General features: G+C 72.0%; 24 protein-coding genes. 14 read left to right on the top strand and 10 right to left on the bottom strand.

From position 1 onward, the window contains the following. Positions 1 to 22 precede the first annotated feature (22 nt). Complete coding sequence (locus tag ACQHII_RS10175; RefSeq protein WP_235029506.1) at positions 23 to 316, top strand: DUF5955 family protein; 294 nt, start codon at positions 23 to 25, stop codon at positions 314 to 316. Here ACQHII_RS10175 and ACQHII_RS10170 read toward each other — a convergent pair. Both ACQHII_RS10170 and ACQHII_RS10165 read right to left on the bottom strand, forming a co-directional pair. Then, positions 313 to 1,008 carry a DUF6304 family protein gene (locus ACQHII_RS10170; RefSeq protein ID WP_427918973.1) on the bottom strand — a complete coding sequence of 232 codons (696 nt, stop codon included), beginning with the start codon at positions 1,006 to 1,008 and terminating at the stop codon, positions 313 to 315. The two genes, ACQHII_RS10175 and ACQHII_RS10170, sit on opposite strands and share 4 nt — an antisense overlap. Continuing rightward, the gene (locus ACQHII_RS10165; RefSeq protein WP_427918972.1) at positions 1,005 to 1,799 is read right to left on the bottom strand and encodes an IclR family transcriptional regulator; all 795 of its coding nucleotides are present in this window, start codon (positions 1,797 to 1,799) and stop codon (positions 1,005 to 1,007) included. Before ACQHII_RS10165 ends, ACQHII_RS10170 begins: the two co-directional genes overlap by 4 nt. A gap of 281 nt (positions 1,800 to 2,080) precedes the next feature. Here ACQHII_RS10165 and allB point away from each other — a divergent pair, with 281 nt between their 5' ends. The 5 genes from allB (at position 2,081) to ACQHII_RS10140 (ending at position 7,459) form a co-directional block, all read left to right on the top strand. Then, positions 2,081 to 3,418 (top strand): allantoinase AllB, encoded by a 1,338-nt coding sequence (gene allB / locus ACQHII_RS10160; protein WP_427918971.1) that lies wholly within the window; start codon positions 2,081 to 2,083, stop codon positions 3,416 to 3,418. Positions 3,419 to 3,468: 50 nt separating this feature from the next. After that, positions 3,469 to 4,584: an allantoicase gene (gene alc, locus ACQHII_RS10155; protein ID WP_427918970.1), complete on the top strand. Its 1,116-nt coding sequence runs from the start codon at positions 3,469 to 3,471 to the stop codon at positions 4,582 to 4,584. A gap of 346 nt (positions 4,585 to 4,930) precedes the next feature. Continuing rightward, positions 4,931 to 5,746 carry an AIM24 family protein gene (locus ACQHII_RS10150; protein ID WP_019071205.1) on the top strand — a complete coding sequence of 272 codons (816 nt, stop codon included), beginning with the start codon at positions 4,931 to 4,933 and terminating at the stop codon, positions 5,744 to 5,746. An 89-nt stretch (positions 5,747 to 5,835) separates the two neighbouring features. Then, positions 5,836 to 6,462: a dihydrofolate reductase family protein gene (locus ACQHII_RS10145; RefSeq protein ID WP_427918969.1), complete on the top strand. Its 627-nt coding sequence runs from the start codon at positions 5,836 to 5,838 to the stop codon at positions 6,460 to 6,462. A gap of 91 nt (positions 6,463 to 6,553) precedes the next feature. After that, on the top strand, positions 6,554 to 7,459 hold the full coding sequence (locus ACQHII_RS10140; protein WP_427918968.1) for a DMT family transporter: 906 nt from the start codon (positions 6,554 to 6,556) through the stop codon (positions 7,457 to 7,459). A gap of 133 nt (positions 7,460 to 7,592) precedes the next feature. On the opposite strand, the gene ACQHII_RS10135 is transcribed toward ACQHII_RS10140, so the two are convergent. The 6 genes from ACQHII_RS10135 to ACQHII_RS10110 form a co-directional block, all read right to left on the bottom strand. Continuing rightward, positions 7,593 to 8,591, bottom strand: coding sequence for a CHRD domain-containing protein (locus tag ACQHII_RS10135; RefSeq protein ID WP_427918967.1), 999 nt, complete (start codon positions 8,589 to 8,591; stop codon positions 7,593 to 7,595). Positions 8,592 to 8,765: 174 nt separating this feature from the next. Beyond that, the gene (locus ACQHII_RS10130; protein WP_427918966.1) at positions 8,766 to 9,611 is read right to left on the bottom strand and encodes an STM4011 family radical SAM protein; all 846 of its coding nucleotides are present in this window, start codon (positions 9,609 to 9,611) and stop codon (positions 8,766 to 8,768) included. A 9-nt stretch (positions 9,612 to 9,620) separates the two neighbouring features. Then, complete coding sequence (locus ACQHII_RS10125; RefSeq protein WP_427918965.1) at positions 9,621 to 10,958, bottom strand: STM4012 family radical SAM protein; 1,338 nt, start codon at positions 10,956 to 10,958, stop codon at positions 9,621 to 9,623. After that, positions 10,955 to 11,770 (bottom strand): STM4013/SEN3800 family hydrolase, encoded by an 816-nt coding sequence (locus ACQHII_RS10120; RefSeq protein WP_427925277.1) that lies wholly within the window; start codon positions 11,768 to 11,770, stop codon positions 10,955 to 10,957. The genes ACQHII_RS10125 and ACQHII_RS10120 overlap by 4 nt, the downstream gene beginning before the upstream one ends. 7 nt (positions 11,771 to 11,777) lie before the next feature. Further along, positions 11,778 to 12,890, bottom strand: a complete 1,113-nt coding sequence (locus ACQHII_RS10115; protein ID WP_427925276.1) for an STM4014 family protein — start codon at positions 12,888 to 12,890, stop codon at positions 11,778 to 11,780. Positions 12,891 to 12,988: 98 nt separating this feature from the next. Beyond that, positions 12,989 to 13,948 carry an STM4015 family protein gene (locus tag ACQHII_RS10110; protein WP_427918964.1) on the bottom strand — a complete coding sequence of 320 codons (960 nt, stop codon included), beginning with the start codon at positions 13,946 to 13,948 and terminating at the stop codon, positions 12,989 to 12,991. Between the two features lie 166 nt (positions 13,949 to 14,114). Between ACQHII_RS10110 and ACQHII_RS10105 the strand changes: the two genes are divergently transcribed. Together ACQHII_RS10105 and ACQHII_RS10100 are read left to right on the top strand one after the other, a co-directional pair. Next, a complete protein-coding gene (locus ACQHII_RS10105) occupies positions 14,115 to 14,441 on the top strand; it encodes a hypothetical protein (RefSeq protein WP_427918963.1) in 327 nt (108 codons plus the stop codon). 94 nt (positions 14,442 to 14,535) lie between these two features. Further along, positions 14,536 to 15,627 carry a DUF6745 domain-containing protein gene (locus ACQHII_RS10100; RefSeq protein ID WP_427925275.1) on the top strand — a complete coding sequence of 364 codons (1,092 nt, stop codon included), beginning with the start codon at positions 14,536 to 14,538 and terminating at the stop codon, positions 15,625 to 15,627. A gap of 121 nt (positions 15,628 to 15,748) precedes the next feature. Here the strand turns inward: ACQHII_RS10100 and ACQHII_RS10095 are convergent, their stop codons facing one another. Beyond that, positions 15,749 to 16,138: a ribonuclease gene (locus tag ACQHII_RS10095; protein ID WP_200713514.1), complete on the bottom strand. Its 390-nt coding sequence runs from the start codon at positions 16,136 to 16,138 to the stop codon at positions 15,749 to 15,751. Positions 16,139 to 16,382: 244 nt separating this feature from the next. On the opposite strand from ACQHII_RS10095, the gene ACQHII_RS10090 reads away from it, so the two are divergent. The 5 genes from ACQHII_RS10090 (at position 16,383) to ACQHII_RS10070 (ending at position 20,635) form a co-directional block, all read left to right on the top strand. After that, entirely contained in the window at positions 16,383 to 17,639 is a 1,257-nt protein-coding gene (locus tag ACQHII_RS10090) for a sensor histidine kinase (protein ID WP_427918962.1), read from the top strand. A 38-nt stretch (positions 17,640 to 17,677) separates the two neighbouring features. Next, entirely contained in the window at positions 17,678 to 18,364 is a 687-nt protein-coding gene (locus tag ACQHII_RS10085) for a response regulator (protein WP_427918961.1), read from the top strand. Between the two features lie 65 nt (positions 18,365 to 18,429). After that, the gene (locus tag ACQHII_RS10080; RefSeq protein ID WP_427918960.1) at positions 18,430 to 19,614 is read left to right on the top strand and encodes a cytochrome P450 family protein; all 1,185 of its coding nucleotides are present in this window, start codon (positions 18,430 to 18,432) and stop codon (positions 19,612 to 19,614) included. Between the two features lie 109 nt (positions 19,615 to 19,723). Then, positions 19,724 to 20,122 carry a PaaI family thioesterase gene (locus tag ACQHII_RS10075; protein ID WP_427925274.1) on the top strand — a complete coding sequence of 133 codons (399 nt, stop codon included), beginning with the start codon at positions 19,724 to 19,726 and terminating at the stop codon, positions 20,120 to 20,122. Between the two features lie 12 nt (positions 20,123 to 20,134). Next, a complete protein-coding gene (locus ACQHII_RS10070; protein ID WP_427918959.1) occupies positions 20,135 to 20,635 on the top strand; it encodes a hypothetical protein in 501 nt (166 codons plus the stop codon). Here the strand turns inward: ACQHII_RS10070 and ACQHII_RS10065 are convergent. Further along, entirely contained in the window at positions 20,628 to 21,644 is a 1,017-nt protein-coding gene (locus ACQHII_RS10065; RefSeq protein ID WP_427918958.1) for a Gfo/Idh/MocA family protein, read from the bottom strand. The genes ACQHII_RS10070 and ACQHII_RS10065 overlap by 8 nt on opposite strands. Before the next feature lie 129 nt (positions 21,645 to 21,773). Between ACQHII_RS10065 and ACQHII_RS10060 the strand changes: the two genes are divergently transcribed. Beyond that, entirely contained in the window at positions 21,774 to 22,511 is a 738-nt protein-coding gene (locus ACQHII_RS10060; RefSeq protein ID WP_427925273.1) for a GntR family transcriptional regulator, read from the top strand. The last annotated feature ends 41 nt before the right edge of the window (positions 22,512 to 22,552 follow it).

Here is a 22,552-nt window from a genome sequence, read left to right as displayed (position 1 = left end):
GCGGAGCTTGGGGCAGAGGCCAGTGACCGGCAGCGACGAGGACCCGAGGGTGGCGGAACTGCGGACCGCGGTGTCCCGGTTGCGCCGCGAACTGGCCGCGCATCCGGCCGAGTTCCCCGACCGGGTCATCGCCGAGGACGAACTCGCGGCGCTGGCCGCGATGACCATCGACGGCATCCCCGAAATCCCGCGTCTGCGCCGCTCGTTGCTCCTGATCGCCGGCGCGATCGGCTCGGTGAGCGCCCTCACGAGGGGTCTGACGGACGTACGCAACGCGGTGGACCTGTTCGGGCAACCGCGGGGCGGGCAGGGCTAGTTCGACGGCGCGGGGAACGCTCCTCGGTAGCCCGCGTTCCCGGACCGGTGCTCGAACTCCCCGCACAGCCAGGTCTCCTGGACGAACTCGGTGTGCTCGTCCCAGAGCTCGAAGATGCCCGTCGGGCCGTGCTTGCCGTCGACGAGGCGGTAGCGGTCCTTGACGTCACGGAAGCAGGCCAGCCCCGCCATCAGCCCGTTGCCGAACGGGCTGTAGTCGGACCAGGCGCACGCGACGCAGGACCGGAGCCGTATCCCTGGCGGGAGTCGGCGCTGGAGCTCGTTCAGCGCGTTCTCGAAGACGTCGTGCCCTTTGGTGCTGCGGTACTCGTGTCCGTCGAGGCGCAGGGCGGTGGTCAGTGTCTCCGCATCCAGGCCCCTGCCGGGTCCGGCCGGTCCCCCGAGCCGCAACGAGCAGTCCAGCACCGCCGTACGCACGCCCTGCCCCTCGGCCGTGACGGACACCGGCACCTCCCACTCCAGCAGGCAGGAGCACAGCGCCCCGTCGAAGAAGGCGAACGGGGCCTCCGGCGGCTCGCCGCCGAGCGCGCCGAGGTCGTCCATGCTGTCGCCCTCGAAGCGGACGCCCCGGATCGTCGTGCGGATCAGCTCGCGGCCGTCCGACTCGAAGACGAGGTCCTCGGCGCCGTACCGGTCGGTGTACCGGCCCGGCCAGCGCTGCGTGGCGCTCACGCCGGGTTCTGGCTGGCGAGCGCCTCCGACAGTTCGCCGGCCACCTGCTGGAGGATCGGCACGATCTTCCCGGTCGCCGACTCGGTGACCCGGCCCGCCGGGCCCGAGATCGAAATCGCGGCGGCGGTGGGGGAGTTGGGCACGGAGACCGCGAGGCAGCGGACGCCGATCTCCTGCTCGTTGTCGTCGATCGCGTAGCCGAGCCGGCGCACGTCGTCCAGGGCCGCGAGGAAGCCGTCGGGCGTGGTGATCGTCTTCTCGGTCGCGGCGGGCATGCCGGTCCGGGCGAGCAGCGCGCGCACCTCCTGGTCGGGGGTGTTGGCCAGCAGCACCTTGCCGACGCCCGTGGAGTGCGGCAGGACGCGCCGGCCGACCTCGGTGAACATGCGCATCGAGTGCTTGGACGGCACCTGCGCCACGTACACGATCTCGTCGCCGTCGAGCAGCGCCATGTTCGCCGTCTCTCCGGTCTCCTCGACCAGCCGGGCGAGGTAGGGGCGGGCCCAGGTGCCGAGCAGCCGGGACGCGGACTCGCCGAGCCGGATCAGGCGCGGGCCGAGGGCGTACCGCCGGTTGGCCTGCTGGCGGACGTAACCGCAGACCACGAGCGTGCGCATCAGCCGGTGAATGGTGGGCAGCGGCAGGCCGCTGCTCGCGGAGAGCTCGCTCAGGCCGACCTCACCGCCCGCGTCGGCCATCCGCTCCAGCAGGTCGAAGGCGCGCTCGAGGGACTGGACCCCACCCGTGGCGGACTTGGTGGAGTCGGTGCTGCTGGCGCTGGACGGCGGCACGGCGCGTTCCTTTCGGCACGGGCGGGAAGGGCTGAAGCCTACCCGGGGGTCGGTTGACTCCCCGCCTGTGCGTAGCTACGTTCTGCTTGTCGGAAGTTTAATTCCGCTTTGTGGAAACGTCCAGAGTGTGCGCGGTGGGCGCACCGTGGAGAAGTGTGCCCTTGACGGTACGGGAGCGGGAGTGAAGACTCCTTCAACAGAACGTTGAATTCCGTTACGTGGGCGTAAATCCCGTTTCCCGCAAGTAACGGAAGCGACGACGGCGGCAGAGAGGGGTCAGGGTGTCCGACGCTGAACTGGTGGTGCGCTCCACGCGCGTCATCACTCCCGAGGGGACGCGGGCCGCGGCGGTCGCCGCAACCGGCGGCAGGATCACGGCCGTTCTCCCCCACGACGCCCAAGTCCCGTCCGGAGCACGGTTCGAGGACTTCGGCGACGACGTCCTGCTGCCCGGCCTGGTCGACACCCATGTGCATGTGAACGACCCGGGCCGCACTCACTGGGAGGGCTTCTGGACCGCCACGCGCGCGGCGGCGGCCGGCGGGATCACCACCCTGATCGACATGCCGCTCAACTCCCTTCCGCCGACGACGACGGTCGACAACCTCCGTACCAAGCAGGAGGTCGCCGCGGCCAAGGCCCACATCGACGTCGGCTTCTGGGGCGGCGCCCTGCCCGACAACGTGAAGGACCTGCGCCCGCTGCACGACGCCGGTGTCTTCGGCTTCAAGGCGTTCCTGTCGCCGTCCGGCGTGGACGAGTTCCCGCACCTGGACCAGGACCAACTGGCCCGTTCCCTGGCCGAGATCGCCGGTTTCGGCGGCCTGCTCATCGTGCACGCCGAGGACCCGCACCATCTGGAGGCGGCCCCGCAGCACGGCGGCCCCAAGTACGCCGACTTCCTCGCCAGCCGCCCCCGCGACGCCGAGGACACGGCCATCGCCGGGCTGATCGCCGCCGCCAAGCGCCTCGACGCGCGCGTGCACGTCCTGCACCTCTCCTCCTCCGACGCGCTGCCGCTGATCGCCGCCGCCAAGGCCGAGGGCGTCCGCATCACGGTGGAGACGTGCCCCCACTACCTGACTCTCACGGCCGAGGAAGTCCCGGACGGCGCGAGCGAGTTCAAGTGCTGCCCGCCCATCCGCGAGTCCGCCAACCAGGACCTGCTGTGGCAGGCGCTGGCCGACGGCACGATCGACTGCGTCGTGACGGACCACTCGCCCTCCACGGCAGACCTCAAGACCGCCGACTTCGCCACCGCGTGGGGCGGCATCTCCGGCCTCCAGCTGAGCCTCGCGGCGGTGTGGACGGAGGCGCGCAAGCGGGGGTACGGCCTTGAGGACGTGGTCCGCTGGATGTCGTCAAGGACCGCACAACTGGCGGGACTTGAGCGGAAGGGTGCCATCGAGGCGGGCCGCGACGCGGACTTCGCGGTCCTCGCGCCCGACGAGACGTTCACCGTGGACCCGGCCGCCCTCCAGCACCGCAACCGCGTCACGGCGTACGCCGGAAAGACCCTCAGCGGTGTCGTGAAGTCGACCTGGCTGCGCGGCGAACGCATCGTGCTGGACGGCGAGTTCACCGACCCGAAGGGCCAACTCCTGACCCGTACCCCCTGATCGACCGATTCCCCGCACCCGCAGCGGCCGACTCCCGAAAGGCACATTCAGTGACGGCGATTCCGAACTTCACCGGCGACGCGAACCCCTACGGAGGCGGTGACCCGTACGCGGACTACCGCACGGCCGACTTCCCCTTCACCCAGTACGCCAACCTCGCCGACCGGCAGCTCGGCGCCGGAGTCATCGCCGCCAACGACGAGTTCTTCGCCCAGCGCGAGAACCTCCTGGTGCCCGGGCCCGCCGAGTTCGACCCCGAGCACTTCGGCCACAAGGGCAAGATCATGGACGGCTGGGAGACGCGTCGCCGCCGCGGCGCCTCGGCGGACCACCCCTGGCCGACGCCGGAGGACCACGACTGGGCACTGGTCCGGCTCGGCGCGCCGGGCGTGATCCGGGGGATCGTCGTCGACACGGCCCACTTCCGGGGCAACTACCCCCAGGCGGTGTCCGTGGAAGCCACCTCGGTGCCGGGCTCCCCGTCCCCCGAGGACCTGCTCTCCGACGACGTGAAGTGGACGACCCTGGTCCCGCGCACGCCGGTGGGCGGCCACGCGGCGAACGGCTTCGCCATCTCGGTCGAGCAACGCTTCACCCACCTCCGCGTCAACCAGCACCCGGACGGTGGCATCGCCCGCCTGCGGGTCTACGGCGAAGTGGTCCCCGACCCCAACTGGCTGGCGGCGCTGGGTACTTTCGACGTGGTCGCCCTGGAGAACGGCGGCCGGGCCGAGGACGCCTCCAACCTCTTCTACTCACCCGCCACCAACACCATCCAGCCCGGCCGCTCCCGCAAGATGGACGACGGCTGGGAGACCCGCCGCCGCCGCGACCGGGGCAACGACTGGATCCGCTATGCCCTCGCGGCCCAGGCGCAGATCCGCGCCGTCGAGATCGACACGGCGTACCTCAAGGGCAACAGCGCGGGCTGGGCATCGGTCTCGGTACGCGACGGCGAGTCCGGCGACTGGCACGAGATCCTCCCGCGCACCCGCCTCCAGCCCGACACGAACCACCGCTTCGTCCTCCCCACCCCGGCTATCGGAACGCACGCGCGCGTGGACATCTATCCCGACGGCGGGATCTCGCGCCTGCGGTTGTTCGGTTCCCTGACGGAACAGGGGGCTGCGGCACTGGCGGCCAGGCATCAGGAGCTGGGCGGCTGAGGCGAGCTTCCAAACGCCGGACAGGCATCCTCGGCCTGTCCGGCGCCTTCTCGACACAGGCCAGCAATATCCAGCCCGTCCGGCGTTTGAGGACGAGGCCCCTTCAGGGCCGAAGCGGGGGCTGGGGGCGCAGCCCCCAGGGGCCACCTCGTCCGCCGTCCCGTGCCAGCCGCAGTGCCGTCGCCGCGGCTGCCGCCGGTGAGCAGGGCGACCTTGCCGTTCAGAGTTCCGTAAGTCGTCGTCATCGGCCCATCCCGGCGGCCCGCGCACCCGCGTGCCGGCGGCGGACGGACGCCGACCTCGCGGGGGCCGGAACTGATTCCGCTGTCTCCGGCGTTCTCCCCTTGTGACCCTTCAGCAAGAAATCGTCGGCAACGCCATGCAGATGGCGGTCGTCAACCTGAGCCCCGGCCAGACCGTGTACTGCGAGGCCGGGAAGTTCCTCTTCAAGACGACGAACGTGACCATGGAGACCCGGCTGAGCGGCCCGCCCGGCGCCGGACAGCAGCAGGGCGGCGCCGGCTCCGGCGGCATGGGCGGCATCCTCCGGCAGGCCATGGGGACGGCCATGCAGGTCGGCCAGCGCGCGCTCGCGGGCGAGTCGCTGGCTTTCCAGTACTTCACCTCCCAGGGCGGCGAGGGCACCGTCGGCTTCGCGGGCGTACTCCCCGGAGAGATGCGCGCGCTGGAACTGGACGGCACGCGCGCGTGGTTCGCGGAGAAGGACGCCTTCGTGGCGGCCGAGTCCAGCGTCCAGTTCGGCATCGCCTTCCAGGGCGGCCGCACCGGCATGAGCGGCGGCGAGGGCTTCATCCTGGAGAAGTTCACCGGCCGCGGCACGGTGATCATCGCCGGCGCGGGCAACTTCATCGACCTGAACCCGGCCGACTTCGGCGGCCGCATCGAGGTCGACACCGGCTGCCTCGTCGCCTTCGAGGAGGGCATCCAGTACGGCGTCCAGCGCATCGGCGGCCTGAACCGCCAGGGCCTGATGAACGCCGTCTTCGGCGGCGAGGGACTCTCCCTGGCCACCCTGGAGGGCAACGGCCGCGTCATCCTCCAGTCCCTCACCATCGAGAGCCTCGCCAACGCCCTGAAGAAGGCCCAGGGCGGCGACAAGCAGGGCCCGACCGGCGGCATGTTCTCGACCCACGCCGGGTGAGGTGCCGTAGCGACGACCGATGAGTTGCGGGGGCGGGCCGGGTCTGAGCTGATGACACCAACCCCCGCACCAGGAAGCAGGCACCCGACATGGGCAAGCTCGTCTCCACCATCTTCGTCACCCTCGACGGCGTCTACCAGGCCCCCGGCGGCCCCGAAGAGGACACCCGCGGCGGCTTCGAGCACGGCGGCTGGAGCTTCGTGTACGGCGACGACGACTTCGGCCGGTTCGTGGTCGACGTCTTCGACCGGTCTGGCGCCTATCTGCTCGGCCGCCGGACGTACGACATCTTCGCCTCGTACTGGCCGAACATGACCGACCCCGCCGACCCGATCGCGTCCAAGCTGAACGCCCTGCCGAAGTACGTCGCCTCGGCCACCCTCACCGACCCATCCTGGGCCGGCACCACCGTCCTCGGCGGCGACCTCGCCAAGGAGGTCACCGACCTCAAGGAGCGCACCGAGGGCGAGCTCCAGGTGCACGGCAGCGGCGCCCTGGTCCGCTCCCTCCTCGAACTCGACCTCCTCGACACCGTCCACCTGGTGACCTTCCCGGTCGTGCTCGGCACCGGCCTGCGCCTGTTCCCCGAGGGCACCACGCCGAAGGCCTTCAAGCGCACGGGCGGCACCGTCACCAGCACCGGCGTCTCCATCCAGTCGTACGACCTTGCGGGCCGCCCGACCTACGGCTCGTACGCCGACCCGGAAAACGCCTAGTCAGCCGAGGTCCGCGCGGGTACGGTGATCGTTCCGTGTGGCAGCCGCCGATGTCTCCACCCCTTCGCCGGAGACCGGGAGAGCCGCCCCCATGTCCTCGATCGCCGTACCGCGCGCCGCCGCGCCCCGCCGCACCTGGCAGACCGACCTGCCCGTCCTGCTGGTCGCCGTGGTCTGGGGCGCCAGCTATCTCGCCGCCAAGGACATCACCACCGCCCGCACGGTCCTCGCCGTCCTGGTCCTGCGCTTCGCCCTCGTCCTGCCCGTCCTGGCGGTCGTCGGCCACCGCTCGCTGCGCGCCCTGACGGCCGCCCAGTGGCGCGGCGCCGGGCTGCTCGGGCTGATCCTCGCCGGGATCTTCCTCCTGGAGACCTACGGCGTCGTCCACACCTCGGCGACCAACGCGGGCCTCATCATCAGCCTCACCATGATCTTCACCCCGCTCGCCGAGGCCGCGGTGACCCGCACGAGGCCCTCCCGCGCCTTCCTCGGGGCCGCCGCCCTCTCCGTGCTCGGCGTACTGCTGCTGACCCAGGGCGCCGGCTTCAGCCGCCCCTCCCTCGGTGACCTCCTCATGCTGCTCGCGGCCCTGGCCCGCACCCTGCACGTCCTGGCCATGTCCCGCGTGAAGTCCGTCCGGGGCGCCGACGCGCTGCCTCTGACCACCGTCCAACTCGGCGCCGCCGTAGGGGTGTTCGCGCTGCTGTCGGCCGGCGCCGACACCACACCGTGGGCGACGGCGGCTGACTTCGGGGCGCGTGAGTGGGCCGGGCTGCTGTTCCTGTCGGTGTGCTGCACCCTCTTCGCGTTCTTCGTCCAGATGTGGGCCGTACGCCGGACCTCCCCCTCCCGGGTCAGTCTGCTGCTCGGCACCGAGCCGCTGTGGGCCGCCGCGGCCGGCATCGCGCTCGGCGGGGAACGGCTCGGCGCGCTCGGCCTGGCGGGCGGTGTGCTCGTCCTGGTGGGGACGGCGTGGGGGCGCGGCGCCGCACGGTGACCCCGAGCCCGCCTCGCCCGCATCCCGGACGCCGAGCGGCACCTGACGGCACCGGGACGGAACACACGGCGATGCGAGTCCGCGCGGGACTCGCATCGCCTGGTGGTGTTCGGGCCGGACGGCCAGGGAGGTGCTACTTGGTGGCGAGGAACAGGTAGTCGGCCGTGTACGGGACGCGGGCCGTGGGCCGCGTGGTCGGGTTGCAGGTGCCGGACGGCGCGACGCCGCCGGCGGTGTTGAGCCGCAGGACCGAGGTGGTCCTGGACAGGAGGCCCTTGCTCCTGCCGGTCTGCTGGGCGCGGAGCAGGAGTTGGGGGACGTTGCCCTTGCCGTTGTCGAACTTGTTGACGACGGTGCCGGTCACCGAGGAGCCGTCGGGGGCGATCCACTGCGGCGGGCCGGCCGGGCCGTGCTTGGCGAAGCTGTGCTGGATGCCGCCCTGGAGGGTGGCGTCGACGTTGTCCTGGGTGAAGGCGTAGGAGCCGTCCTCCTGCTTGGTGCAGGCGTAGATCTGGGCCCCCTTGACGACACCGGCCAGCGCCGAGTGCCGGATGGCGTCGGGCAGCGAGACCGCGCCCGGCAGCGCGACGGCCTGTCCGCGGACCGCGCCACCGGGGAACTCGGCGGTGTGCAGGTTGAAGTAGAACTGCTCGGGATGCGCCTTGATGCTGCGCAGCAGGCCGGCGTCCTTGACCTTCACCGTGCCGAACACGAACGGCGTGCCGCCCTTGAGCTTCTCCATGAAGAACGGGATCTTCACGTCACCGTTGGTGCCCCGCGCACCCTGGTGGAGGTGGGCCATGGTCGGGGTGCCGATCCCGGTCCACGCGAACGCGAAGGACACCTCGTCGCCCTGGATCCGCATGAGGGCCACCGCGCTGCCGTCCTTGTCGCCCACCGCCGGCTTGCCCTTGACGGGCACCTCGTTGTCACCGGTGAGGATCGTGGTGAAGTACCGCGCCCCCGGCGCGTTCTGGGTGTAGCGGCCGACGGCACCCGCCGCCTGCGTCGCCCCCGCCGCCGGATGGGACACGGTGGCGTCGGCCGCACCGTCCACGCCGTTGCAGGCGGTCAGGAGCAGGGTGCCGGTGAGCGCGGCCGCGGCGACGGTCCCGAATCGCTTGAACATCATGTGTCTCGTTCTCCCCGTGATTGCCGATCCGCGGTTGCCCCGCGGTCGTTCTCCCTCCATCACGGGGCCCCCGAGGCGATCCCTCAGCCGATGACACTCCTGAGACACGTCTGAGAAGGGACGGCATCACTGAGGACACGATCTCGACATTGCGATGCACATCGACCCGTCGGCTCAGGGGAGTGCGGCCGGCACCCGTTCCAGGACGCCGCCCGCGAAGACGTCGTACAACGGCAGTGATTCCAGGTGGACATAGCCGATGTGGCAGTCGCACACGGCCAGCGGACACGCGCGTGGCCGCAGCGCCGCCCGGTACGAGCCGTCGTACAGGTTCCCCAGTTCGTCGCGGACGAAGTGGCAGCGGCGGACCGTGCCGGTGCCGTCGACCGAGATCACGGACTCGCCGGTACGGCACGGGAGTCCGGCGCTGCGGTGCGGGTGCCGGCTGTACGGGAAGAGGGGGTCGAGCGCGGTCCAGTCGTCGGCCTCGGTGTCGCCGTAGGTGTGTCCCTCGGCCGCGTTGATCCAGAGGTAGACGTGCGGGGGCAGGTCGGCGCGGAGCCGGCGGGCCGCCGCCAGATGGCCGGGCAGGCCCACCACGCCGACGCTGAACCGCACCCCGCGGTCGGCCAGTTCACGGCACTTGGCGAGGAAACGGTCATAGGGGGTCTGGCCCGGGTGGTACGTGCACCACAGGGCGAGCGTGTCCAGGTCGGCCTCGGCGAGCCAGCCGGTGCGGCAGCTCAGGTTGGTCTGGATGGCGACCCGGCGCACGTGCGGCAGTCGGGACAGCTCGGTGAGGGTGCGCCGGTACCAGGAGCGGACCAGCCCCTCGCCCCAGGGCGTGAACAGGAGCGACAACTCGTCCTCGCTGTCCGCGGCCCAGCGCGCGAACCGCTCCAACGCATCGCGGTCCGCGCGGAGTTGGGCGGTCGAGTCGCGGCGCTTGGCGAACGGGCAGTAGGGACAGTCGTAGTCGCAGGACGCGAGCGGGCCCCGGTACAGGACGGTGAGATCCATGACGGTCCGTCACTTCCGTTCGTAGGCGGCCATCGCGGACCGCACCTCGGGGGAGAACAGCTCCGGGCCGATGGCGTCGGAGTGCGCCAGGCCCTCCGGGGTGAGGACGAGCAGGCCCCCCGCCGTGTCGGCCAGCCAGCCGCGCGCGGCCAGTCGGTCGAGCTCCGTCCCGAAGTCGTCGTCGGGTGAACTCCCGAAGCGGGCGCGGTAGTCGGCGACGGACAGCCCCTCGGCCTGGAGGAGGGACTGGAGGAGATGACGGCGGCGCGCCTCGTGTCCGTCCACTCGGTAGCCGACCTCCGCGTGCGCGAAGTCCGCCGTCGTGACGTAGTCGTCGATGATGCCGCGGATCTCGTGCATGCCGACCGCGTAGTCGAAGGAGTAGTGCAGCGCCGACGTGTACGAGCGCGCCCCGCAGCCGAGCCCGATCATGCCGTCCGTCTGGCAGGCGTAGTCGTCGGCGCCCTGGGGCGGGGCGTCGGCCCGGCGGAACATCCGCATCGACTGCTGGACATAGCCGTGCGCGAGGAGGTGGTCGCGTCCCGCCCGGTACAGGCGCAGCCGCAGCTCGTCCCACGCCGGATCGGTTGCGGCGTCCCCCTGGTGGCGGCCGAGACCGGTCAACGGCCGTACGTAGAGCGGGTACAGGTACAGCTCCTCGGGCCGCCACGCCAGGGCCGCGTCGAGCGAGTCGCGCCAGGTCCGCTCGGTCTGGCCGTCGATGCCGTAGATGAGGTCGATGTTGAGGACGGGGACGCCCGCGTCCCGGATCCGGTCGAGCGCCGCCTCCACGTCGGCGCGGCGCTGCGGGCGTACGGCGGCCCTGGCCTCGGAGTCGACGAAGCTCTGGACGCCCAGGCTGAGGCGGGTCGCGCCGCGTTCCGCGAGGACGGCGAGCCGGTCGGCAGTGGCCGTGGCGGGCGAGGCCTCCACGGAGAGCGGGACCGCGCGCAGGTCGGCGCCCATGCGCCGCTCGGCTATGTCGCACAGGCGCTCCAGCTCGGCCGCGGTGAGGAAGGTCGGGGTGCCGCCGCCGAACGCCGCCGTGGCGAAGCGCGGTGGCTCCGCGTCGCCCAGCGCCGCACGGACGGCGTCCGCCTGCCGCTCCAGGGCGTCCAGATAGGCGCCGGTCAGCCCGTCCGGGGCACCGATGCGGGTGAAGAGGTTGCAGAACCCGCACCGGACCTCGCAGAACGGTATGTGCAGGTACAGCGAGAGGGCGCTGCGGTCCTCCGCCGCCCACAACTCCCGCAGCGCGGGCCGGTCCTGGAGGCGCCGGTACGCCGTCTTGTGCGGATAGGCGTACACGTAGTGCTGGTAGGGACTGGTCCGCTGCGCGGTGGTCATCGGACGGCCTCCGCGGGGTCGAGGAAGAAGTGGGCGTACGGCACGGTCCACACGGACTCGTGGCCGAGGCGGTGGCCGGTGTAGCCGTCGTCGCCGTAGGCGGTGCCGTGGTCGGAGCAGACGATGACGAAACAGGGGCGCCGGGAGCTCGCGGCGGCGAACAGCCGCCCGACGTGCCGGTCGACGTACTCCAGCGCGGCGGCGTGCGTCTCCCTCGTGTCACCCGCCTCGCGGGTCGCGCCGGGCAGGTGGAACCAGTTGGGCTGGTGCAGCGCCGACACGTTCACGAAGAGGAACAGGCGCTGTTCGGCCGGCAGTCGGTCCACCACCTGTTCCACGCGGGCGATCTGGTTCTCGAAGGAGTGCGGCGAGGTGACGCCGAACTCCTCCTCCCAGTACGCCTCTTGGAACAGGCCGGGCAGCACGGAGCCCAGCGGGCCGCGCCGGTTGAAGAAGCCCACGCCTCCGACGCAGACGGTGCGGTAGCCGGCCGCCGCCAGTCCGGACACCAGGTCGGGGGTGTCGTAGACGAAGGTGCCCTCGGCGGTCGTCTCGCTGCCGGCGAAGCTCGCCGCGAACAGCCGTGGATGCGGGCCGGGTCGGGCCGGAGTGGGCAGGAACCCGGCGAAGATCGCCTGGTGCGAGGCGTAGGTGAAACTGCCCGGGGCGTGCCTCTTCTCCCAGCGCCCGCCGGGGAGTTGGCGGGCCAGGTGCGGGATGCGCCCCTCGGCCGCCAACTCGGCGGCCACGTCGTACCGCAGTGTGTCGAGGGTGACGAGCAGGATGTCGTGGTCCCCGACGACCGCGTTCATGTCGGGCTCAGGCATGGGCAGTTCCTGTTCTGTACGGATGACGCGGGCCGTCGCCGGCCGGTGCGCGCAGGACGGCCGCCACCTGCGCGCCGTAGGTGTCCAGGCCCTCCGCGCCGCTGCCGGGCAGGCCGGTGAGCCGGGGCAGCAGGTCGCCGAAGGCGTTGACCTCGCCGACGAAGGCGCGCCGCCAGTCCACGGCCGGCAGCAGGTCGACCCCGACGCACAGCGTGCGCGGGAAGCAGGACGCGGCGCGCTCGCACACGTCCAGGACGTCGGACCACCGGGCGCCCGCGGCGGTGACGGCCTGCCGGACGCCGGCCAAGTCACCGCGGCTGCCGCCCAGATGGAGGTTGGTCAGCGGCCCGCGACTGGTGCGGACCACCACGTGGGTGGCCCGGCCGGCCACGACGACCACCCGGAGATCCGCGGCCCGGCCCGCCTGGGAGGCCTTCGGCACCCAGCGTTCGAGATGCAGCCCGTCCGGCGCCAGCGCGTCCACGATGCGGGCGACGTCCCGCTCGTCGTGATACCGCCGCACCCGCAGGGAGTTGTGCAGCGCGCCGTCAAGGCCGGTCTCGACGGACGTGGTCGCCCTGATCCGACCGCCGCCCGCCGTCTCCACCGCGAGGACACCCGACGCCGACGAACCGTGCGCAGGCTTGACGAACAGGCGGGGCATCCGGTGCTCGCGCATCAGCGCCCGTACGTCGTCCCAGCCGCGCACACGCGCGCCGCGCGCACCCGACGTCGGGGACTCCGGGACGGGCACACCGGCCGCGTCCAGCACGGCGTGACACGTCCGCTTGTCGAACAGCACCGCCAGGTCGTCCGGGTCGGCGAGGGGGATGCCGCCGCGCAGGGTGCGCAGCGCGGCGGTGAACCGCGCGTACCAGCGGGCCGAGCCCTCCACCCGGGTCGGATCCGCGGCACCCCGCAGCAGCCGGTCGACCTCGGGGTTCTCACCGGGGGAGTCGACCCGGACGAACTCGTCGGCGGCGAAGTCCGCGCCCCCCGCGCGCAGGACGTCCGTCCAGGCGACGACACGGGGCGCGGGCAGCCCGGCCGCGCGCACGGCCTCCGCGAAGAGGGACACCCTGCGGTTCTCGGGGTTGCCGACCACCGCGAACCGGAGGCCGGTGCGGGCCGGCGACGTGACGGCGGCCGGACCGGCCGCGGTGGACGATGCGAAGGCGGCCGGCCCCGTCGCGGCGGACGCGGTCACTCCCCGACGGCGACGTAGCGCCAGACCGTGCCGTCGTCCTCCGTGTCCTCGTCCGCGTCGTCACGGTCCAGGTCGACCTCCACGCCCGCCGCCACCAGCGTCTCCCGCACCCGCTCCGCGACGGCCCCGGTGAGGTAGTTGTGGTGCAGGTCCAGCTTCTTGAGATGCGTCAGCGGCTGCCCGCTCAGCAGCGCGACCGCTCCCTCGTCGGTCAGCACGCCCATCGACAGGTCCAGCACCTCAAGCCGCTCCACCACCGGGGCGGCGGCGACGGCGGCGGCCACCGCGTCCTGCATCTCGCTGTTGCGCAGGGCCAGATGACGCAGCCGCGGCAGCCGGGCACCCGAGAGGATCGGCTCCAGGTCGGCGGCCTCGCTGTCACCGCCGTAGTCCGGCGTGCCGAGCCACAGGTCCAGGTGCTCCAGGGCGGGCAGGTCACTGGCGCCGATGCCGCGCACGACCTCGACGGGGAGTCCGCCGGTCTCCGCCACCAGCCTGCGCAGCGCGCCGTGCCGCAGCGCGGTGAACTCCAGGCCGGTCCCGCCGCGCACCCCGAACTCCTCAAGCGCCGGGTAGGCGTTGAGCAGCGGGCTGACGTCGGACTGGTGGATCCAGGAGATCTCGCACTCCTCCATCACCAGGTCGCCGAGGAACAGCGCGCGCAGCGCGGGGAAGGCGTCCCGGGCCTCCACGAGGGCCTCGACGATCGGCGTGGGCGCGGAGTCGTAGGCGTCCTCCCAGCCGCCGATGATCAGCGCCCGCACCCGGGTCGTGTCGACGGCGGCACGGAAGCGGGCGAACGAGTCGGTCCACGCCTCGTCGTCGTCGTACACGTTGCCGCCCAGACGCCAGGCGACCGCGTCCGGCTCGGGCAGCCGGTCGGCCGGGGCGTCCGGCCCGGGAAAGGTGAACGACGGCAGCCGGTACAGCGCGTCGAGGTGCTCACCGATGGTCATGCGGCCGCTCCTGAGAAGAAGAGTGCGTGGTGTGTGATGCGCATTTCTACCAACCGGCACTGACAGTGCCCAACGGCGGGGCGCGGCACGTGCGTTGTCAGTGGTGGCGCCTAACGTCGTGGTCATGAGGCCGGTGCGCGAAGCACCCGGCGGTGAGGGGACAGCCATGTACCGACAAGGAGACGTGCTGATCGTGCCGGTCGCGGAGGAAGCGGTGCCCGCCCACGCGGCGCACGCCCCGCGCGAGCGGCGCGACGGACGCGGGCGGCTCGTGCTGGCGCTGGGGGAGGTGACGGGCCACGCCCACGCGGTCGTCGGGTCGGGGGAGTTGGTGCGCGAACCGGGTCCCTACGGTCCGTTGCTGCTCCATCTGCCGCAGGGCGGGCGGGTGGTGCACGAGGAGCACGCGGTGATCGTGCTGCCCAGGGGGTGGTTCCGGGTCGTCAGACAGCGGGAGTACGTGCCCGGGTCCGTACGGATCGTGGCCGACTGAGGGACGGACCGGGACGCACCGGCGGTACGAGAGCGCCGGACAGGGAGTGGAGGAGAGGCACGTGGGCGGGACGGACGCGGGAGTGGACGGGACGATGGACTGGAAGAGTGCTGTGGCGGTCGAGGAGTCAGGCGCCGACGGGCCCCGACTCGGCGATGGGGGAACGCCGTTCGGGCCATCGCCCGACCTCGCGCAGTGGCGGGCGTGGGCCTCGGCGACCGGCCCCGCCGACCGGGCGAGCACCGAGGACGGCGTCCGGCGGGCCTACCGGCTCGCGGGACTCGCGGAACCGGAGCGTGTGGTCTGGGCGGGTTCACCGCGCGCGGCGGTCGCTCTCGTCCGGCAGCTGACGGACCGTGGCCCGAGCGTCCGGGACGCGGTGCGCAGCGCGCCGTGGGCGGCCGCGAGGCGGCGGCTGCACGAGGAGTTGGGGCCCGCCGGGTGGTCGGCGCACTGGGCGGCGACCGGCGGGCGGCTGTGGCCGTCGACGCAGGCCCTGGTGGACCGGATCCGTACGGGCGTGATCGAGGACCTGGCCGGGAGCGACACCGGCAAGGAGGCCGCGGAGATCCGGCTGCTTCTCCTGGACGCCGTGCTCGGGCAGCACGACGCGCCGTGGCTCGCGGCGTTCCCCGCCGACGACGGCCCGATCGACGCGCTGTCCGAGGTGTGCCGCGGCGCCGGCTGGTGGTGGCCCTTCGCACGCGTCGCGGTGCTGTCCGAGCGCCCCTCGGCCCTCCACCGCGACGAGGCGGGACGGCTCGACCACGGGGACGGCCCGGCGCTCGCGTACCCGGACGGCTTCGCCCTGCACGCCTGGCGCGGCATGCCGGTCCCGGCCGCCTTCCTGGCCGAACTGCCCGCCCTGACCCCCGAACGCGTCCGGGCCGAGGAGAACGCCGAGCTGCGCCGCGTGATGCTGGAGTACTACGGCTACGACCGGTACCTCGCCGATTCGGGCGCCCGCCCCCTGCACCGGGACGAGACGGGCACGCTGTGGCGGATCGACCTGGCCGACGACGAGCCCGTGGTCATGGTGGAGGTCCTCAACTCCACACCGGAGCCCGACGGCACCCACCGCACGTACTGGCTGCGGGTGCCCCCGTCGACGCGCACGGCCAGAGCGGGAGTGGCCTGGACCTTCGGCCTGGACGAGGAGGCGTACGCACCGGAGCGGCAGACCTGAGGACGTGCCTCGCCCCGCGGCCCATGATCGTGGGGGGAGCCGCGGGGCGAGGGGTGAGCGATGGTGCAGCCGATGGGATCCGGACGCCCGGGTGACTACGGAACGGAGCTGACCGACCGGCTCAGCAGCCGAAGTTGATCAGGTTGAACGTGACGTAGTGGTCCGAGGTGTAGTAGTCCTCCTGGGTCTTCTTCCCGGTGACGATCCGCCGCGCTCCGCGCGTGGACGAGCCGGGAGTCTTGACCGTGTACTCGTGGTAGTAGCCGGACGCCTGGCTGGGGAGGACACCTTCCTGGTTGCGGAAGACGACGCCGTCCTGCGAGTACGGGAAGGGCCCGTTCGTCGCGATCAGGTCGAGCGTGTCGTACGCCTGGGAAGGCAGGTCGCTGTAACAGATGCTGCCGACCGCGGCTGCCGCCGGGGTCGCGGTGGCGACGGTGCCGCCGATGAGGAGAGTGGACAGGACGGCGGCTGCCGCGCCGATGCCGGTGATCCGTGGGGGGAATCTCATGGCTTCATGATGACGCGCGTAGATAGTGGCATGTCAATGACAACCACGGAGATTTTTCCCGTCAAGTCCGATGAGTTTTCGGGAAGTTAACTTGGCGCGCACCGTCTCCACGCGGTCCCCGCACGGGCGGGGACCGCCTCCATGGGCCGCAGGGTGAGGCATGTCCGCCGAAAGTCTGTGATCCCGCGACTTTGGTCGACGATCCCCGTCGGAGCGGGGTTGCCGGGCCCGGCCCTGCGTAGATTTGTCGACCGTGACCGATGACAGGACCGCGCAGGTACCGCCGGCGTTCGCGGGGCGCCGCTGGCTGCTGCCGTCCGCCGTGGCGGACGAACTCGATCCCGACGTCGAACGGCCGGGACGGCCCCGCCGTACCGCACGAGACTGGGTCGTCGACACCTCCTGCTTCCTGCTGGCCGTGCTCATCGGGCTGGCCGCCGCGCAGACCCTCAACAACGACACCTCCACCCCGCACCCGCTGGCCGTCGTGGACCAGCTGATCGGCGTCCTCGCCTGCTTCACCGTGTGGCTGCGCCGCCGCTGGCCGGTCGGGCTGGCGATCGCCATGATCCCCGTCGGCATCGTCTCGACCACGGCGGGCGGCGCCGGTCTGGTCGCCCTCTTCACCCTCGCCGTGCACCGCCCCTTCCGGTACGTGGCCTGGATCGGCGGCATCCAGCTCGCCCTCACCCCGATCTTCTTCTGGCTGCGCCCCGACCCCGACCTGCCGTACGCCGGCGCGGTCGCGTTCACCGAACTGTTCACCCTCACCGTCATCGGCTGGGGCATGTTCGTCCGCTCCAAGCGGCAGCTCATGCTCAGCCTGCGCGACCGCGCCCGGCGTGCCGAGACCGAGGCGGAGCTCCGCGCCGAGCAGGCCCAGCGGCTCGCCCGGGAGGCCATCGCCCGCGAGATGCACGACGTGCTCGCCCACCGGCTGACCCTGCTCAGCGTGCACGCCGGCGCGCTGGAGTTCCGGCCGGACGCGCCCCGCGAGGAGGTCGCGAGGGCGGCCGGCGTCATCCGGGAGAGCGCCCACGAGGCACTCCAGGACCTGCGGGAGATCATCGGCGTCCTGCGCGCCGGCGAGCCCGACGACACGGGCCGTCCGCAGCCCACGCTCGGCGCCCTGGACGCCCTGGTCACCGAGTCCCGCGAGGCCGGCATGAAGGTCACCCTCGTCAACCGTGTCACCGACCCCGCTGCGGTGCCCGCCTCCGTGGGCCGCACCGCCTACCGCATCGCCCAGGAGGGCCTCACCAACGCCCGCAAACACGCCCCCGGCACCGAGGTCACCGTGACCGTCGGCGGCACCCCGGGCGACGGCCTGGTGGTCGCCGTCCACAACCCGCCCCCGGAGGGGACGGTCCCGCACGTCCCCGGTTCGGGCCAGGGCCTGATCGGCCTGACCGAGCGGGCGACGCTCGCGGGGGGACGGCTCGAACACGGCCCGGAGAAGGGCGGCGGATTCCGGGTCCGGGCCTGGCTGCCCTGGGGATGACCCGGCTTTCCACCACGGGGCCGTGGTTACGTAGCCCCATGACCGCGATCAGACTGCTCCTCGTCGACGACGACCCGCTGGTGCGGGCCGGACTGTCCCTCATGCTGGGCGGCGCCGCCGACATCGAGATCGTCGGCGAGGCCGCCGACGGCAGCGAGGTCCAGGAACTCGTCGACCGCGTCCACCCGGACGTCGTCCTGATGGACATCCGCATGCCCTCGGTCGACGGACTGACCGCCACCGAGCGGCTGCGCGCCCGCGGCGACGCACCGCAGATCATCGTCCTCACCACCTTCCACGCCGACGAACAGGTACTGCGGGCCCTGCGCGCGGGAGCCGCCGGCTTCGTCCTCAAGGACACCCCACCCGCCGAGATCCTCGACGCGGTCCGCCGGGTCGCGGCCGGCGATCCCGTCCTGTCGCCCGCCGTCACCCGCCAGCTGATGGAACACGCGGCCGGCGCGGCCACCGGTACCGACACCCGTCGCGCACGCGCGCGTGCCCGCCTCGCCGTCCTCGGCGAACGCGAACGCGAGGTCGCCGTCGCCGTCGGACAGGGCCTCGCCAACGCCGAGATCGCCGCCGGCCTCTTCATGAGCGTCGCCACCGTCAAGACCCACGTCTCCCGCATCCTGGCCAAGCTCGACCTCAACAACCGTGTGCAGATCGCCCTGTTGGCGTACGACGCGGGCCTCCTCGAAGAGGACGGCGACGCCGGGCACTAGCCGCTGTCGCCACGCGTTCCCACTGCACTGGGAGATCTCGGGGGATCGTCCGGAGGGGGCAGGGCATGACCGAGGCAATCGATTTAGGAGAGTTCGGCGCGGAGTTCCGACGTAACCCGCATCCGGTGTACGCCCGGCTGCGCGAGCGCGGCCCGGTCCATCTCGTGCGCCTCCCGGAGCCGGACGAGCACCATCTGACCTGGCTGATCGTGGGGTACGAGGAGGCGCGCGCGGCGCTCGCCGACCCGCGGCTGGCCAAGGACGGCAGCAGGATCGGGGTGACGTTCCTCGACGAGGAGCTGATCGGCAAGTACCTGCTGGCCGCCGACCCGCCGCAGCACACCCGCCTGCGCGGGCTCATCACCCGCTCCTTCACCATGCGCCGCGTCGAGGAACTGCGCCCGCGCGTCCAGCAGATCACCGACGAACTCCTCGACGCGATGCTGCCGCTCGGCCGCGCGGACCTCGTCGAATCCCTCTCCTACCCGCTGCCCATCACCGTGATCTGCGAGCTCCTCGGCGTGCCCGACATGGACCGCGCGGAGTTCCGTAAACTGTCCACGGAGGCGGTGGCGCCCAGCAGTTCGGGCAGCGAGTACGACGCGTTCGTGCGGCTCGCCGAGTACCTCGGCGACCTGATCGAGGACAAGCGCTGCGCGGGCCCGAGCGGCGACCTCCTCAGCGACCTGATCCGCACCACCGCCGAGGACGGCGACCGGCTCTCCCCGCAGGAACTGCGGGGCATGGCGTTCATCCTGCTCATCGCCGGCCACGAGACGACCGTGAACCTCCTCACCAGCGGCGTCCACGCCCTGCTCACGCACCCGGACCAACTCGCCGCCCTGCGCGCCGACATGACCCTCCTCGACGGCGCGATCGAGGAGATGCTGCGCTACGAGGGCCCGGTGGAGAACGGCACGTTCCGCTTCGCCGCGGAATCCCTGGACATCGCCGGCACCCACGTCGCGAGGGGCGACGCGGTCATGGTCGGCCTCACCGCCGCCGACCGCGACGCGGGCCGCTTCCCCGCCCCGGACCGCTTCGACATCCGCCGCGACAGCCGGGGCCACCTCGCCTTCGGCCACGGCATCCACTACTGCCTGGGCGCCCCGCTGGCCCGCCTCGAAGCACGCACGGCGATACGGACCCTGCTGGAGCGCGCTCCCGGCCTCGCCCTGGACGGCCCGCCCGGCGACTGGCTCCCGGGCATGCTGATGCGCGGGATGCGCAGCCTGCCGGTGCGCTGGTAGAACGGCCGCACCGGACGGGCCGCAGCAGCCGTCCAAGGTGTGACGAAAGCCGTAGTGGAAGCCCCAGGAGGCCCCTCTCGTGACCGCACTCGTGGAGTTCGACCTGGCCATGGCCCGCAAGGCGCTGGAGAGCCAGCCCTTCAGCAGGCTGATCGGCGCGCGGCTGAGTGCCTTCGGGGACGGCGGCGCCACGCTGGAGATCGACATCAGGGAGGACCTCCACCAGCAGAACGGCTTCGTGCACGGCGGAGTCCTCTCCTACGCCGCCGACAACGCGCTCACCTTCGCCGGCGGCACCGTCCTGGGCCCCGCGGTCCTCACCGGCGGTCTCACCATCCAGTACGTCCGCCCGGCCACCGGCACCACCCTGCGCGCCCGGGCCGAGGTCGTCCAGGCCGGCCGCCGCCAGGCCGTGGTCCGCTGCGACGTCCTCGCGGTCGCCGACGACGGCACGGAGTCCCTCTGCGCGGTCGCCCAGGGCACGGTGCTGACGGTCCGGACGGCCTGAGGGGAGCCGTACATGCTGCGGACCGCGGAGATCACCGCAGAGCTGACCGGGCCCTTCGCCGGGGGCAACGGGCATCATCTGCACTGGAGTTCACAGCTGGAGTTCACCGTCGACTGCTTCGTCTGCGAGCGGACCGGCCGCACCCAGGTGTTCGAGTGCGGGGCCGAGCGGGCCCTGTGCTCCGGCAGCCGCAGTGGTCTCCAGCGCCACCGCACGGCCGGCCGGATCGCCGCGTACGACACGACTTCGGGTCCCGGGCGGCTCGCCCTGCGGGCGCTGGTCGACTTCTGGTGGGCGCCCTTCGAGGACACCAGGGACAGCAGACCCGCCATGGCCCCGACCAGCCACCCCTGGGTGCGGCTGCACCTTCGCTCCTACTGCCCCGAGGCGAAGGAGGCGGCCACGTACAGCATCCAGACCAACCAGGGACGGCCGCGCGAACTGCGGTGCCCCCATTGCGACTTCGGGGCCGCCACGGACGCGGCGACCCCTGCGATACGGCTGCTCAACTGAGGGCGTGGCCGCCCGCGATCTCGCAGAGCTTGACCGGTCTTCGCTCGTGCCGGGACACCTCGCACGCCTCGGCGATCCGCAGCGCCTGGAGAGCCTCGCGGCCGTCGCACGGATTGGTCCGCTGGCCGACCACGACCTCGACGAAGGCGATCAGCTCGGCCTCGTAGGCGGGCGCGAAGCGCTCCAGGAAGCCGGTCCACGGCTTGGTCGCGGCCGGCGGCCCGGACGGTTCGGTGGACGCGATCGGGGTGCGGTCGTCCAGGCCGACCACGATCTGGTCCAGTTCTCCGGCGAGTTCCATCCGGACGTCGTAGCCCGCCCCGTTCAGCCGGGTGGCCGTCAGCGTGGCCAGGGTGCCGTCGTCCAGCGTGAGGACGGCGGCGGCCGTGTCGACGTCACCGGCCTCGCGGAACATCGCGGGCCCGGCGTCCGAGCCGGCCGCGAACACGTCGACCACCTCGCGCCCGGTCACCCAGCGCAGCATGTCGAAGTCGTGGATCAGGGTGTCCCGGTACAGCCCGCCGGAGATCGGCAGATAGGCGGCCGGGGGCGGGGTCTGGTCGGAGGTCATCGCGCGGACCGTGTGCAGCCGTCCCAGCCGCCCCGAGCGCACCGCCTCCCGGGCACCCGTGTAACCCGTGTCGAACCGGCGCTGGAACCCCATCTGAAGGATCGTTCCCGCCGTCTCGACCTCGGCGATCGCGGCCAGCGAACCGGGCAGATCGAGGGCTATCGGTTTCTCGCAGAACACCGGGAGCCCGGAGCGTGCCGCCCTGCCGATCAGTTCGGCGTGCGCCGATGTCGCCGTAGTGATCACCACGGCGTCCACGCCCCACTTGAAGATCTCCTCCGTGCTCGGTGCCGCCGTTTCCCCCAGCCGGTTCGCCAGCTCCTGGGCCCGTACCGGGTCCACGTCCGTGAGGATCAGCGAACCGACCTCACGATGACGGCTGAGCGTCCTGGCATGGATGGTCCCGATGCGGCCCGTACCGATGACTCCGATGCGCATGGGAACAAACTGAGGGCCGACCAGGCACGCTGTCAATGCGTATGTCCGGACAATCGAACTACATCACTTCCCGTCAACCATTCACAGAGCTACGCTCGGCCCGTGCCGAAACCAGATGTGGACCCGACAGTGCCGCTCGAACTCAGCGTGGACCGGAGCAGCCCGGTGCCGCTGTACTTCCAGCTGTCCCAACAGCTGGAGGCCGCGATCGAGCACGGCTCGCTGACCCCGGGCAGCCTGCTGGGCAACGAGATCGAGCTGGCGGCCCGGCTCGGTCTGTCCCGGCCCACGGTCCGCCAGGCCATCCAGTCCCTCGTCGACAAGGGCCTCCTGGTGCGCCGCAGGGGCGTCGGCACGCAGGTCGTGCACAGCCAGGTCAAGCGACCGCTCGAACTCAGCAGCCTCTTCGACGACCTGGAGGCGGCCGGGCAGCGCCCCGCCACGAAGGTCCTCGTCAACACCGTCGTCCCGGCGTCCGCCGAGGTCGCGGCGGCACTGGGCGTGGCCGAGGGCAGCGACGTACACCGCATCGACCGGTTGCGCCTCGCCCACGGCGAGCCGATGGCGTACCTCTCCAACCATCTCCCGCTCGGCCTGCTCAACCTCGACACCGCACAACTGGAGGCCACCGGCCTGTACCGGATGATGCGCACCGCCGGAATCACCCTGCACAGCGCCCGCCAGTCCATCGGCGCCCGCGGCGCGACGCCCGAGGAGGCGGAACGCCTGGCCGAGACCGAGGGCGCCCCACTCCTCACCATGCAGCGCACCACCTTCGACGACACGGGCAGAGCGGTCGAATTCGGCAGCCATACCTACCGGCCGACCCGCTATTCGTTCGAGTTCCAGCTGCTGGTACGTCCCTGAGTTCCACGGTTTCGCCCGTGTCATTTGTCGTAATGTCCGGA

It is taken from the genome of Streptomyces sp. cg40 (genome assembly GCF_050320165.1).
Lineage (GTDB): Bacteria > Actinomycetota > Actinomycetes > Streptomycetales > Streptomycetaceae > Streptomyces > Streptomyces hokutonensis.
Note: the sequence above shows the minus strand (reverse complement) of the source record. Positions and strands in the feature narration are given on the sequence as shown.

Bases quoted from the DNA above. Each gene is read 5' to 3' on its own strand.
- ACQHII_RS10145 (WP_427918969.1), top strand. From the start codon at position 5,836: ATGGGCAAGCTCGTCTCCACCATCTTCGTCACCCTCGACGGCGTCTAC.
- ACQHII_RS10140 (WP_427918968.1), top strand. From the start codon at position 6,554: ATGTCCTCGATCGCCGTACCGCGCGCCGCCGCGCCCCGCCGCACCTGG.
- ACQHII_RS10135 (WP_427918967.1), bottom strand. From the start codon at position 8,591: ATGATGTTCAAGCGATTCGGGACCGTCGCCGCGGCCGCGCTCACCGGC.
- ACQHII_RS10130 (WP_427918966.1), bottom strand. From the start codon at position 9,611: ATGGATCTCACCGTCCTGTACCGGGGCCCGCTCGCGTCCTGCGACTAC.
- ACQHII_RS10125 (WP_427918965.1), bottom strand. From the start codon at position 10,958: ATGACCACCGCGCAGCGGACCAGTCCCTACCAGCACTACGTGTACGCC.
- ACQHII_RS10120 (WP_427925277.1), bottom strand. From the start codon at position 11,770: ATGAACGCGGTCGTCGGGGACCACGACATCCTGCTCGTCACCCTCGAC.
- ACQHII_RS10110 (WP_427918964.1), bottom strand. From the start codon at position 13,948: ATGACCATCGGTGAGCACCTCGACGCGCTGTACCGGCTGCCGTCGTTC.
- ACQHII_RS10105 (WP_427918963.1), top strand. From the start codon at position 14,115: ATGTACCGACAAGGAGACGTGCTGATCGTGCCGGTCGCGGAGGAAGCG.
- ACQHII_RS10100 (WP_427925275.1), top strand. From the start codon at position 14,536: ATGGACTGGAAGAGTGCTGTGGCGGTCGAGGAGTCAGGCGCCGACGGG.
- ACQHII_RS10095 (WP_200713514.1), bottom strand. From the start codon at position 16,138: ATGAGATTCCCCCCACGGATCACCGGCATCGGCGCGGCAGCCGCCGTC.
- ACQHII_RS10085 (WP_427918961.1), top strand. From the start codon at position 17,678: ATGACCGCGATCAGACTGCTCCTCGTCGACGACGACCCGCTGGTGCGG.
- ACQHII_RS10080 (WP_427918960.1), top strand. From the start codon at position 18,430: ATGACCGAGGCAATCGATTTAGGAGAGTTCGGCGCGGAGTTCCGACGT.
- ACQHII_RS10075 (WP_427925274.1), top strand. From the start codon at position 19,724: ATGGCCCGCAAGGCGCTGGAGAGCCAGCCCTTCAGCAGGCTGATCGGC.
- ACQHII_RS10070 (WP_427918959.1), top strand. From the start codon at position 20,135: ATGCTGCGGACCGCGGAGATCACCGCAGAGCTGACCGGGCCCTTCGCC.
- ACQHII_RS10065 (WP_427918958.1), bottom strand. From the start codon at position 21,644: ATGCGCATCGGAGTCATCGGTACGGGCCGCATCGGGACCATCCATGCC.